The following is a 12,749-nucleotide window of genomic DNA, read 5'->3' on the forward strand; positions in this document are numbered from 1 at the left end:
GGCTGAATGACGCTTGGATCCCTAATAGTGACTTGGTTGAGGTCTAATTTCTCTCATTAACAAGCGCTAAGCATACAAAGCGAAATCAAAATGGTTTGCATTTGCCTTTTAAGCATCGGAAAATTACCGCTCTCAGAGATAACGGGCAAGTGCTACGCGCTTGTGTTTGCAATAGTAGGATCGAGATATGTTAGAGGCAAAGGACGTTGCGTTTGCCGTCAACGGAAAAGTGTTACTCGATAAGGTGAGCTTGTCGTTTACGCCGGGAAAAATCTGTGCGTTGGTCGGGCATAATGGCTCGGGTAAGTCGACGCTGATAAAGTTGTTAGCGCAGCAACAGGCAACCAGCAGCGGGCAGATCGCATTAGACCAAAAGCCCTTGTCGAAATGGTCAGAAAAAGCCTTTGCGCGCGAGGTGGCGTATTTGCCACAGCATTTACCGGCAACAGACAACTTGACCGGGTATGAGTTGGTCAGTTTTGGTCGCTATCCTTGGCATGGTTTGCTGGGGCGGTTGACCAAAGCCGATCACCAAGTGATTAACGAGGCAATGGCGCTCACTGGTACCCAAGATTATGCCGAGCGCTTGGTCGATACCTTATCGGGCGGCGAGCGCCAACGGCTGTGGATTGCGATGCTGCTGGCACAGCAAACGCGTTACTTGCTGCTCGATGAGCCGCTATCTGCACTGGATGTGGCCCACCAAGTTGAAGTGATGACCTTGGTGCGCAAACTCAGCCGAGAGCTGGATAAGTCCATTATTATCGTGGTGCACGACATTAATATGGCGGCGCGTTTTTGTGATGAGATTGTCGCGCTGCACAGCGGGCAAGTCCTGACTCAAGGCGCGGTTAGCGATGTGTTTCAAGAGTCGGCCCTCAAATCGATTTATGGTATTGAGATGCCGATTGCCGATCATACCGCCGGTTATGCGGTTGCCATGCCGGGGGAGTTATCGCCGGTATGATCAAGTCCTCTTTTTTGACGCTTGTGGTCTGGCTGACTGCGGCCATGATGTCCGCGAGCGTCAGCGCGTCGCCTCGTATTCTCTCGCTGGATTGGACTCAAACTGAAACCTTGTTGGCCTTGGGAGTGACGCCCGTCGCGGTCGCGCAAAAGGCGGATTACAATTCGTGGGTGAAAGCCCCGCCCATTCCAGAAAAAACCGTCGATATTGGGCTTCGCACCCAGCCGAACATGGAGCGTTTGGCCGAGCTTCACCCCGATAAAATTCTGATCTCGCCCATTTTTAAGGCGATGAAGCCCAAGCTAAGCACCATTGCGCCGGTCAGCTCAATTCCTCTGTATGAAAGCGGCCTAAGCTGGGCGTCGCTCAAAACCGTGACGCGCCAAATTGCACGTGAGGCCAACCGTCCGGAGGCCGGTGAAACCTTGATTGCCAATGCGAAACAGCAATTAGCGAGCCTGCGCGATACCATTCCCGGCGAACAACCACCGCTGCTGATGATTCAATTTCTTGACGCCAACCATGTGCGGGTGTTTGGGACGAACAGCTTGTATCACGCCGCAATCAGTGAATTGGGGCTCAGCAACGCGTGGCAAAATACCACCAACAGTTGGGGATTTAGCATGGTCTCCACCCGCGAGCTGCTAGACCTTGATGCGCAACTAGTGATTGTGCGCCCACTCCCCGCGGGCGTCGAGCAAACTCTTCAGACCAATATGTTTTGGCAATATTTGGTTAAACGCACGGGGCATACGCCATTGATGATTGATCCGGTATGGAGCTTTGGCGCGATTCCGTCGGCGTTACGTTTTGCCCGCCTTGTGACCGCGGCATTGACCGAGCAAGGAGGGCAGGCATGAAACTGAACCTGTTATGGGTGCCCTTGGCGTTACTGGCGGCACTGTTAAGCCTCGCCTCCACTCAGTTGGGGCAGTGGAATGTGAATGCATCCATGCTCTGGCAGTCGCTGTGGTCGCTGGATGACAGTGCGTCGATTGGCGTTGTGATGCATTTAACCTGGTGGCCGCGCTTGGTCACTGCATTGCTGGCGGGGGCGTGTTTGGGGCTGGCCGGTACCTTGATGCAACAAGTGTTGCGCAACCCCTTGGCCTCGCCCTCGACGCTGGGGGTGGCGAATGGCGCTAGCTTGGCGCTGATGCTTGCGACGCTTTATGCCCCTTGGCTACTGACTTGGTCGAGCGCGATGGTGGCGATGTCTGGCGGGGTGCTGACCATGCTGGTGGTGTTTGCGCTGGCATGGCGACGGGGCCTATCGCCCACCGTAGTGGTGATCGCGGGTTTGATTTTAAACCTTTACTGCGGCGCGCTCAGCACCGTGCTGCTGTTGATGAATCAAGAAGCGCTACACGGCATGATGGTGTGGGGCGCGGGCTCGATGGTACAAACCGACTGGCACAGTGTGCAAGCCTTACTGCCGCGTATTGGATTGGCGGTCGTGTTGATCCTTGCCTTATTAAAGCCGCTCAACGTCTTGAGTCTTTCGGATGAAGGGGCGAAAAGCTTGGGCGTATCACTGGCGAAAATCCGTGTGATTGCTCTAGGGCTATCGGTTCTTCTGACCGCGTGGGTAGTTAGCTTGATTGGCGTGATTGGCTTCGTCGGTCTTGCCGCGCCCGCGATTGCGCGCTTATGTGGCGCACGCAAGCTCATCACCCGATTGGGCCTAGCGATGATTTTAGGCGCCTTGATGTTGGTAGCTACTGATTTGGCTGTCCAGCTGTTACCCGGTCGCCGGGCTATGATGGTGCCCACGGGGGCGGCGACGGCAGCCTTGGGAGCGCCTCTTCTTTTGTGGTTGTTACCACGGGTGTCACTGGGGAATCGTCAACGCCAACAAATGCATGCCGGTACGTCCGCACCACGTCAGGATTGGCCACTAGGCCGAACGCTGATGTTACTGGTGTTGGGTGCGGTGATTTTTGCCACCGTATCGCGTCAAAGTGAGGGCTGGCAGTGGCTGGCGCTCAGTGGCGATTGGTCTTTGTTGGAATGGCGCTTGCCAAGGTTGCTGGCCGCGGCATTGGCGGGTGGTGTGCTTGCTGTTGCGGGTGCCGTGCTTCAGCGTTTGAGTGCTAACCCGATGGCGAGCCCTGAAGTGATGGGGATCAGTGCTGGTACGGCGCTGGGACTGATTGTCACCATTTTTGCTGGCATGGGCGCATCTATGCTGAGCTTATATGTCGGTGGTTTAATCGGTGCGGGGGCGACCTTGGCGTTGATTGTGCTGCTTAATCGCAAAACCGGCTTTCAGCCAGAAAAGGTATTGCTTACAGGCGTCGCCATAGCCGCACTGATGCAAGCGGTACAAAGCTTCTTGATGGCAGGTGGCGATCCTCGCGCGTATCAAGTGCTCGCGTGGATTTCAGGTTCAACCTACTATGTGACTGACAGTACGGTGACCACACTGGCCTTGGTTGCCGCCGTGCTGGTGGCGCTAGGATTAATGTGCCAGCGTTGGCTCGATATTTTGCCGCTCGGTGGCGAAACGGCTCAATCGTTGGGGGTTAAGGTAGGGCGTGCCCGCATGCTGTTGCTGGCCCTCGTCGCGGTCATGACCGTCAGTGCTACCTTGGTGGTGGGGCCGCTCAGTTTTGTCGGCTTGATGGCGCCACATATTGCGCGCAGTTGGGGAGCGAAAAATGCTCGGGCGCATATGATCACCGCCGGATTGATTGGCATGGGATTGATGCTGTTTGCCGATTGGCTCGGACGACAATGGTTATATCCGCAAGAAATGCCAGCTGGGATCATTGCCTCCTTGATTGGCGGACTCTACCTAATGGTTGTGCTACGTAAGCTATAGTTTTAACACACGGTGATCGACAGGATCGCCTTATCCCTAACTAAAGAGATGCAGTTTGCATCTCTTTTTGTTTGAGGAGCCAAGAGAATGAACAGTGATTCCATGCAGCGTGTGGCGGTTGTCGGCGCAGGTGGCGCGATTGGTGAAGCTTTTTGCCGCGCATTGCTCGACAAGCCATCCATTCAGCAAGTCTTCGCCCTAGGGCGTCACCCCGCGCCACTTGCTGAGATAAGTGAAAAGGTGGTGCCTGTGGCGGTAAACATTTGCGATGAAGCATCAATCCAAGCAGCGGCCGAGCACATCGACGACAACAGCTTAGATGCGGTGATCATTGCCTCGGGAATGTTGCATGACGATGCGGTCAGCCCAGAAAAGCGGCTCGCGGCGTGCAGCAGTGAGGCCATGCATCAGCTTTTTGATGTGAATGCCGTCGCGCCGCTGCTATTGAGCAAACACCTCGCGCCCAAATTGAAACGCAACGCTGAGGCGAAGATCGCCATCTTGTCGGCGCGGGTGGGCAGTATCAGTGATAATCGTGCGGGCGGTTGGTATGCCTACCGTGCAAGCAAAGCGGCGGTGAACATGTTGATCAAATGCATGAGCATCGAGCTTGGCCGCCAAGACAAATCATTAACCGTGGTTGGCCTGCATCCGGGGACCGTCGATAGTCGTTTATCCGCGCCATTCCAAGCCAATGTTAAGCCCGGTAAATTATTCAGCCCGGCTCAATCGGCTGGCTATTTGTTGTCGGTGTTGGATGGCTTCGACAGTCGTCATACGGGTCGATTGTTTGCGTGGGACGGGGAAGAAATTGCCCCGTAGATTGGGGCGTTGTTGAGTTATTTCCAATGCAATGGCTGCTCTAGGGACGACAATGGTTTTTCCGTGCCAAGCCCTATCATTTCATCATATGCCGTGTCAGTGACTAGCACGTATTGCGCGGCATTAACCCATTCAAACTCATCTTTTACCGCCAGCAAGCTGCGAGATAAATAGGGTTTATCGCCTTGATAAATTAGCTTCTGCTCTACCGCATCGCCGTGACGCAAAAAGGCGATGGCTTGATATAACATGCCATCAATGCCACGGATCTGAATCTTGTCAATGTTGTCGTAATTTATCAGTTCGCTCAGTTGTAAATTCATCACTCGTCCTTGCAGTTAGGTCTTTTTAAGATCCTACGAGCTATGCAAGCACGCGGATCCCTCGAGGGTTAAGCATTGCCTAAAGCAGCAGCCTTTCGGATGTGTAATGTAAAATAAATGTTACGCAAAGGTAAAATTAAAACCGCGGGGAGGAGATGATTTTCTCTGCAAAGTCGACGTAATCTGTGAGTAACGGAGACATTGCGTAAGGCTAAGGGCCGCTGTTTACGCGCGATTTTTACGCCAGACAACGACACAAGGCGGTGAACGTGAAACAGAGTAAATACGAATCCAAACCAGTTGATGAGCTGGGTCGTGTAGCCTGGTCGGCACAAGAAAACGATGTATGGCGCCAGCTAGTTACACGGCAGCTTGCATGTATCAAGGACAAAGCATGTCAGGAATATCTCGACGGGTTGCGAATGCTCGACTTGCCGCATGACACGGTGCCCCAGATCCCAGATGTGAATGCCGTGTTAATGCGAGAAACAGGTTGGCAAGTGGCTCCTGTACCTGCATTGATTGATTTCGACCAGTTCTTCGCTTTGCTGGCGGATAAGAAATTCCCTGCGGCGACGTTTTTGCGCACTAAAGACGATTTCGATTATTTGCAAGAGCCGGATTACTTTCACGAGATCTTCGGTCACTGTGCGATGTTGACTCACCCAGCGTTCGCTGAGTTTACCCATATGTACGGTCAGCTAGGTCAAAAGGCCACGCCCAAAGAGCGCGTTTATCTTGCACGCTTATATTGGTTTACGGTCGAGTTTGGTTTGCTCAGTGACTCGCAAGGCAACCGTAGTATTTATGGCGGCGGGATCTTGTCTTCGCCGGCGGAGACTGAGTACGCCTTTAATAGCGACAAAGCGGTACGTAAGCCTTTAGAAGTGATGGATGTCATGCGCACGCCATATCGGATTGACATCATGCAACCCATTTACTTTACCATTGAGTCGATTGACGATTTATTTGCCATCAGTCAACGTGATTTGATTGCTGATGTGCATCAAGCGATGGAACTAGGCCTTCATGCGCCTTTGTTCCCGCCCAAACCGAAAAAGACAGAACAGCAAAAGGAAACGCAACATGTCTGAACTAACTGAGTTGAAATGTGAAGCCTGTAATATTGATGCCCCTTTGGTCAGTGCTGAGGAAATGCCGGCGCTGCTTAAAGACATTCCGCAGTGGCGCAAAGTAACACGAGATGGGATTGATCAGCTCGAACGTGAGTTCACCTTCCGCAACTTCAAGTTGGCGTGGGCGTTTGCCAACCAAGTGGCTGAGCTGGCTGAGCAAGAAGGCCACCATCCCGCTATCTTGCTGGAGTGGGGTAAAGTGACCGTGACTTGGTGGTCGCATAAGATTAAAGGCCTGCACAAAAATGATTTTATTTGTGCGGCGAAAACCGACGGCATTGCCCCTGAGTAAACCAAAAAAAGCCCCGAGAGTGATCTCGGGGCGTATCAGTGTCGATAATCTTCTGTCTATCCCAGCCACGCAAGTGTCAACCCTGCGCCGCTAATGCCTTTCATTATCATCTCTCGGCATTTTCGTCGTAGAATAAGATAAATTTTAAAAGTGACGCGGTCACGTTTTCGTGTTGTTCTTACTCTTCTTCATCGCTTGTGTCTTTTTGCTTAACGGCAAAATACTGCGCGAGAATTTCGTCAGTGAGCTCACCTTTCTTCTCAAGGGCTTTGAGTTTTGCCACAATCGCTTTTTGTTCGTCGAGTGATGGCAAGGTCTCCGGCTCATGCTCGGGTGCGTCATCGGCAATATGCTGTAAAGGGTCCATAAGTTTACATCTCATACGGTATTAAAAAGTTTACTGACAAGCCTACCATATCTTGGTTTATCGCGTGCCTGATTGATGATTGTTCGCTGGCATAATGGTCACTTTATGCCGTAGTTAACCGTCTAAAGTGTTCATGAAGATAATGCCCTCTCGCGATTTCTTTAAACGCCTGTTGGCACACGTTTTGGAGTAGTCTTAGCCTAATACTCTGATTTATTTAGTGCCTGTCTGGCATATGTCACAAGTTTTTATTGTCATACTTTAGTATAAGCGCATAGGATGGAAGGAGCACAAGGCGTGCAGGGGGTTGTGTTAAACGACGCTAGCCTTTAAATGGAAACCCGCACACAGCGGCTATCGCGAGGAAGCAATGATGGACAGATTTGTTGAGTTCTATCACTTGAATGCATTCGTTGCACAAGGGCAGGGGGGGAATCCCGCCGGTGTTGTTAGGCATGCAGATGTGTTGGATGATGCACAAATGCAGGCGATTGCAACAGACTTCGGCTATCCAGAAACGGCGTTTATTTGTCATAGCGAGCATGCTGATGTCAGATTACGGTTCTTTACCCCGACCCATGAGGTCGCGTTTTGTGGGCATGCCACTGTGGCAACATTTTCTGCGCTTTGGCAGTTGGGTGCACTTGAGGCTGGCGATTACACGCAAGAAACTGGGGCTGGCGTCCTGCGAGTTTCCATCTTGGATTCGGGAAAAGTTAACTTTGAGACGGCAATTCCAGTTATCAGTGACGGGCCGAATGAAAAGGTGATTGCCGATGCGTTTCACATAGATAGTAAAGATATCCTATCGACTGGATTGCCTGTCAAAGTCGTCTCCGCGGGTGGACCCAGTATCATTCTGCCGCTTGCGTCCCTCGATGCACTCGCCCGGATGTCACAAGACAGGGAGGCGGTTATTGCGCTGACGGAGGCGTACGATTGCGTTGGGGTGCATGCGTTTGCCTTATCTCCCCACGAGTCGGATATCACTGCGTGTTGTCGAAACTTTGCGCCTTTGGTCGGGGTGGATGAAGAAGCGGCTACCGGAAGCGCCGCTGCCGCCCTAGCGGCGTACTTGACTGAGTATCAGGGTACGCACAATCGGTTTGTTTTCGAGCAGGGTGAACATATTGGGGCGAGATCGCTACTGTCTGCTGTGGTCAAAGTCGATGCGCAAGGTCATCAACGTGCTTGGGTCGGCGGAGATGCAAATACCGTAATACGGCGCGATACGGCGCGGCTATCGGTTAGATGCGATTAGCGCTTAACTTACTCAGTTCAATCAGAAAAAATCATCAGGGTTGGCGCGATTAGTCTACGTTTATTAAAGGGATCTAATTTGCGGGGTTAACATCGTGAGTGAAACCTTTTTTTCGTGTCAGCCTATTTTCGATGATCGACAGCAGCACTGGGGAAGTGAGCTGCTTTTCCGTGAAGGCCTAGAAAACAAGTTTCCGTCAATTGATGAAGACACAGCCACATCAAGAATACTAAGTGCCAACTTCCTGTCTGGCAATGAATTGGACGACCAGTTGCGTTATGTGGTGAGCTTTTCCGAAACAGCCTTACTTGACGAGTTACCACTTTCGATGCCGGTGACGCGTCTTGTAATCTGTATCAGTGAGAAAACAAAACCCTCGCCTCTCCTATTAAATAAGCTTAGAGCCTATAAAAAAGCGGGCTTTATGTTACTCGCATCCAGTGCAGTGTTTTCAAATCACTGGATGGAGCATATCAACTTGTTTAATCTTGTGAGTGTAGATATGGATCGTGACGACCCCATGCGCTGGGTTGGAACCATCTCTGATTATCCTGATATCCGTTTTTTAATTCGAAAAGTGGAGAAGCAAGAAGAGTTTACACTGGCGCAGCAATTTGGATTTAGCTTGTTTCAAGGCTACTTTTTTGAACAGCCCGTCATCCGTCGTCAAGGTGATGTTGCACCATCCGTCATTACCTTGCTGGATGCCTGTATAATAATCAATCGAAGCCCCTATGACATTGACGAAATCACCGACGTGATATCGCGTGATGTGTCCCTGCTTTATAAAGTTGTCACCAGCGCCAATGTATTGGCCAAGTCCAAGAAAAAGAGCATTTCTAATCCTAAACAAGCGGTCGTTTACCTCGGTTTAGAATCATTGCGCCGACTAATCTCTCTCTTAATCATGTCCAACATGAATCATCAGGAGTGTTTACATTTGCAAAACGCTGCCATTTTGCGCGCAATTTTTATGCAACAAACTGCCCCCATGTTGAAAGGACTCGATGCTGATGAAGGTTTTCTGGTTGGTGCTTTTTCTTTTTTAGATGCCATGTTGGGGTGCCCGATGGAAGATGTGGTGAGTCATCTCGATTTGAGTAAGGAAGCTAAGCAAGCCTTGTTGTCACAACATGGCCACTACGGCGCTTTGTTGGAATTATGCAAGCATATCGAACATGCTCATTGGGATTGGGTGTCGAAACGCTGTGAAAAACTCACACTAAAAGAGCGTATCGTGTTGAAAGCGTTTGAGAAAGCGCGGGAGCAAACGCAAACACTAGCCGCAACCATGCAGGTATAAGTATGAATCGAGTGGGAATGCGCTTAGCTATCGTTTTGATTGTGTTGGCAACACTGCTGCTAGGTGGATTTGGCTTTTATAACTATTATGTTGCGAAATCACGCTTAGAGTCGGATATGAATCAGGATTTGACATCCATTAGCCAACGGCTAAAACAGCGTTTGCCGACACTAATGTGGAACTATGATTTTGAGAATGTCCAAAACGATCTTAATAGTGAAATGGGCTCCCGCTATGTCCATCGATTGGAGCTTATCGATGCCAATGGTCAGTTTCGTTATGTTACGGATTCAAAAGGGACGCGCGCAGATTCTGAATTGAGTCAGTTGACAATTCCACTTGAATACGATGATCGCAGTCGCTCGATTAAAGTGGGTGATTTGATTATTTATCGAGATAGTCGATATATTGATAAGGAACTTAATACTGAGATATTAAGGACGACGACCCAAATCGTTCTGCTGAACTTGCTGGTGGTTTTCTTTATTTGGAAATATGCTAAGCAAATCAGCCGAGCAGAGCAAAGCCGCGCCTACCTCGATACTGTTATTCATAGTTATACCGATGCACTTTTGGTGCTGGGTGAAAAACATTCCATCATTACTATTAACGACTCGGCTAAGCGGCTGTTTGAGCTTGAGTCTGTCCCGGATGAAGCCATCACATTGTCAGCCATTGTGTCACGTGTTAAGCCCAACTCGCGCGCTTATTTTTCACAGGCACTTTACGATTTGAATGGCAAGACTAATCGCTCTTATGAAATAGAAACCGAGAACGGAGAGCGAGTGGTGCAGGTGAAATCTACCCCCATCAAAGACGAAGATCCACGCGCGCTTAATGTAGCCATTATTCGCGATATCACCGAACAACACCTCGATAAACAAAAAGTCTCTAAAGGGGCGGAGCTGTTCTCCGCTATGAAGAGCTTGCAAGACAAATTTCTGATTCGAGAGGATTTCAGTAAAAGCTTCCATGATGTGCTCAAAATCTTGCTGCGTATTGGTGAAAGCAATCATGGCATTATTGTTGAAGTAGGAGGCAATGACGAACCCGATCATGCGGGCTTACCTTATCATGTGCTTGCTCAGACTCGCCTGATCCAAAATGGTTACGTAGGCGATGAGTTTGTTCGTAACTTGTTGGTTGAAATCATTGAGACCAAGCAAAGTAAACGGAGCCTGCAAATGGCGGGTGTTGCGGGCAATAACCAAAAAATGATCATCAATGTGTTAGGGTTACCGCTGTACATGTCGAACCAACTTGTAGGGGTGGTTTGTTTGTTCGATGAATCAACCACCTATGATGATGAGTTACAAAGCTGGATCGATCCGATTTTGTCGAGCCTGAGCTCAATGATTCATTTTGTTCAACAGAAAAACTTGAACGACATGATCTCTAAAGAGATGGCGAGAGCGAAAGAACAAGCGGAACGCGCCAATGAATCAAAGACTAATTTCCTAGCGATGATGAGTCATGAAATTCGCACACCGATGAATGGCATTGTAGGGATGTCGAATTTATTGATTGAGACGCCACTGACGCAACAGCAGCGCTATTTCGTCGACACCTTGCAGCATTCCTCTACCGCACTATTAAACATCATCAACGATGTGCTCGATTTGACCAAAATCGAAGCCGGTAAAATGACGCTCTCTAAACAAGTACTCAATGTGGCTGATCTTGTTCACGAATCCTTGAGCATCTTCACTGCCAAAGCGGCAGAAAAACAGTTGCGACTCCATTGTTATATCGATCCTCGTATGCCATGTGATATTGAACTCGATGCGGTCCGCTATAAACAAGTGATTATCAACTTAGTCGGCAATGCGGTGAAGTTTACTAAGCAAGGGCATATTTATGTTCGCTTGTATCAAGCGAAAGATGGCGAAGTCACGAATCTTGTCATGGAAGTGGAAGATACGGGGATCGGGATCCCAGAAGATCGCCATGAGGCTATCTTTGAAAACTTTACTCAGGTGGATAACTCGTATTCGCGCTCTTATCAAGGGACAGGTTTGGGCTTGCCAGTATGTCGTAAATTGCTCCGATTGATGGAGGGTGATATCACTATTCGGAGTGAAGAAAATAAAGGTACGACCTTTGTGTCTACCGTGCCTATTACCTTCACTGACTCACCGCACACACTGTTTGATGGTTATGAACTGAGCGCAGAAGAGAAAGCTCAGCAAGTCTGTTTGGTATCAGAAGATAATTTGCTCACCACAACATTGGCAGCATATCTCGATCGCCTGTCTGTCTCGTTTGTCACTGTTACTGAGGGGGCGCAAGTTGATACGCGAGATAGCGAACAGCTAACCTTGATGATTGATCAAGACAAGATGCAGAGCTGTCAGCATCTGGTGGGCAAAGTCGCTAAAAGTATCGCCATTAGCCACAATGGGCATCACGATACAGGCATGCAGACGTTGACATGCCCGATTAATTACAGCGAGTTGTATCGGGTGCTGACGTCTGATGAGGCGGATCTTGATGACAATCTTGCGGTCGTTGGGCAGTACGACAATATTCGCTTTGATTTAAATGTCTTGGTCGCGGAGGATCACTTAGTCAACCAAGACTTAATCGATATTATTCTTGCCAAACTGGGTTGCAAGCGTACGCTGGCTGAGAACGGCAAAGAAGCACTTGAACTGCATAAAAAAACACCTTTCGATATTATTTTAATGGACTGTCAAATGCCAGAAATGGATGGCTTTGAAGCAACGCGTCGTATTCGTGAATTTGATAAGCACACACCGATTATTGCGGTAACCGCGAATGCGTTGTCGGGGGACGCAGAGCGTTGCTTGGACGCTGGTATGAATGGGCATTTGGCCAAACCTTTTAGCAAAGATCAGTTGATTGAGCTGCTGATCCTCTATTCCAGCAACGATGCAGTCCATTATGACGATCAGCACGATAACGATGAGCTGGATTTGGAAGACTTAGATGAAAACGCTTTGGCGGCAGGTAAACACACCAGCGAGTCTGACAAAGACATAAATACAGGTATTGAACCTGATCCCGGTCATCGTGTGAATGGAGCGGCAACCATGGAATCTACTGAGCCTCCCGTCGATATTGCTCATGTCAAAGAACAGGTGGGTGATAGCATGGATCTGGTGAAAATGATCCTTGATAAGTATGTGAATAATCAGACCAATGACTTAGAAAAAATGGAAGCGGCGTTCGATGAGCAAGATGTTGCAGCTGTTAAGAAGCTCGCTCATAAAATGAAGGGCGCGGCGGCAATGATAGGTGCGAATGCGCTTTCGGGGATTTGCTTGGAGCTTGAGAAATCACAAACAGATGATACTGAAACATTGAAGGACTATTTACCGACAATTCGTGAACACACCCAAGCTATTGTTGAGCAGGTCTCGAGCCTACCGGAAACACCTTGATACATCCCGTCATGCTCGTTAGCATGGATAACGTGTCAACTTAGATTAAA

The 12,749-nt window shown here is 49.5% G+C and carries 11 protein-coding genes; 9 read left to right on the forward strand and 2 right to left on the reverse strand.

Annotated elements, in window-relative coordinates; translation table 11 throughout:
* Window positions 1-187 precede the first annotated feature (187 nt).
* The 4 genes from BZG82_RS10305 (at window position 188) to BZG82_RS10320 (ending at window position 4,613) form a co-directional block, all read left to right on the forward strand.
* Window positions 188-967: an ABC transporter ATP-binding protein gene (locus tag BZG82_RS10305; RefSeq protein WP_077662412.1), complete on the forward strand. Its 780-nt coding sequence runs from the start codon at window positions 188-190 to the stop codon at window positions 965-967.
* Window positions 964-1,827: an iron-siderophore ABC transporter substrate-binding protein gene (locus BZG82_RS10310; RefSeq protein WP_077765792.1), complete on the forward strand. Its 864-nt coding sequence runs from the start codon at window positions 964-966 to the stop codon at window positions 1,825-1,827. Before BZG82_RS10305 ends, BZG82_RS10310 begins: the two co-directional genes overlap by 4 nt.
* On the forward strand, window positions 1,824-3,791 hold the full coding sequence (fhuB, locus tag BZG82_RS10315; RefSeq protein WP_077765793.1) for a Fe(3+)-hydroxamate ABC transporter permease FhuB: 1,968 nt from the start codon (window positions 1,824-1,826) through the stop codon (window positions 3,789-3,791). Before BZG82_RS10310 ends, fhuB begins: the two co-directional genes overlap by 4 nt.
* Window positions 3,792-3,878: 87 nt before the next feature.
* Window positions 3,879-4,613: an SDR family NAD(P)-dependent oxidoreductase gene (locus BZG82_RS10320; RefSeq protein WP_077765794.1), complete on the forward strand. Its 735-nt coding sequence runs from the start codon at window positions 3,879-3,881 to the stop codon at window positions 4,611-4,613.
* 17 nt (window positions 4,614-4,630) lie between these two features.
* On the opposite strand, the gene BZG82_RS10325 is transcribed toward BZG82_RS10320, so the two are convergent.
* Window positions 4,631-4,936, reverse strand: coding sequence for a DUF6482 family protein (locus BZG82_RS10325; protein ID WP_077765795.1), 306 nt, complete (start codon window positions 4,934-4,936; stop codon window positions 4,631-4,633).
* Window positions 4,937-5,157: 221 nt separating this feature from the next.
* Here BZG82_RS10325 and phhA point away from each other — a divergent pair, with 221 nt between their 5' ends.
* Entirely contained in the window at window positions 5,158-6,030 is an 873-nt protein-coding gene (phhA, locus tag BZG82_RS10330) for a phenylalanine 4-monooxygenase (RefSeq protein ID WP_077765796.1), read from the forward strand.
* Window positions 6,023-6,364, forward strand: coding sequence for a 4a-hydroxytetrahydrobiopterin dehydratase (locus BZG82_RS10335; protein WP_069586485.1), 342 nt, complete (start codon window positions 6,023-6,025; stop codon window positions 6,362-6,364). Before phhA ends, BZG82_RS10335 begins: the two co-directional genes overlap by 8 nt.
* A gap of 178 nt (window positions 6,365-6,542) precedes the next feature.
* On the opposite strand, the gene BZG82_RS10340 is transcribed toward BZG82_RS10335, so the two are convergent.
* Window positions 6,543-6,731 (reverse strand): hypothetical protein, encoded by a 189-nt coding sequence (locus BZG82_RS10340; RefSeq protein WP_077765797.1) that lies wholly within the window; start codon window positions 6,729-6,731, stop codon window positions 6,543-6,545.
* A gap of 370 nt (window positions 6,732-7,101) precedes the next feature.
* Here BZG82_RS10340 and BZG82_RS10345 point away from each other — a divergent pair, with 370 nt between their 5' ends.
* The 3 genes from BZG82_RS10345 to BZG82_RS10355 all read left to right on the forward strand — a co-directional run bounded on the left by BZG82_RS10345 (window position 7,102) and on the right by BZG82_RS10355 (window position 12,699).
* Window positions 7,102-7,992, forward strand: a complete 891-nt coding sequence (locus tag BZG82_RS10345; RefSeq protein WP_241837369.1) for a PhzF family phenazine biosynthesis protein — start codon at window positions 7,102-7,104, stop codon at window positions 7,990-7,992.
* Window positions 7,993-8,086: 94 nt separating this feature from the next.
* On the forward strand, window positions 8,087-9,295 hold the full coding sequence (locus tag BZG82_RS10350) for an EAL and HDOD domain-containing protein (protein ID WP_077480023.1): 1,209 nt from the start codon (window positions 8,087-8,089) through the stop codon (window positions 9,293-9,295).
* 2 nt (window positions 9,296-9,297) lie between these two features.
* A complete protein-coding gene (locus BZG82_RS10355; protein WP_077765799.1) occupies window positions 9,298-12,699 on the forward strand; it encodes a PAS domain-containing hybrid sensor histidine kinase/response regulator in 3,402 nt (1,133 codons plus the stop codon).
* Window positions 12,700-12,749 lie beyond the last annotated feature (50 nt).

This window comes from Salinivibrio sp. PR5 (assembly GCF_001996085.1).
Lineage (GTDB): Bacteria > Pseudomonadota > Gammaproteobacteria > Enterobacterales > Vibrionaceae > Salinivibrio > Salinivibrio proteolyticus.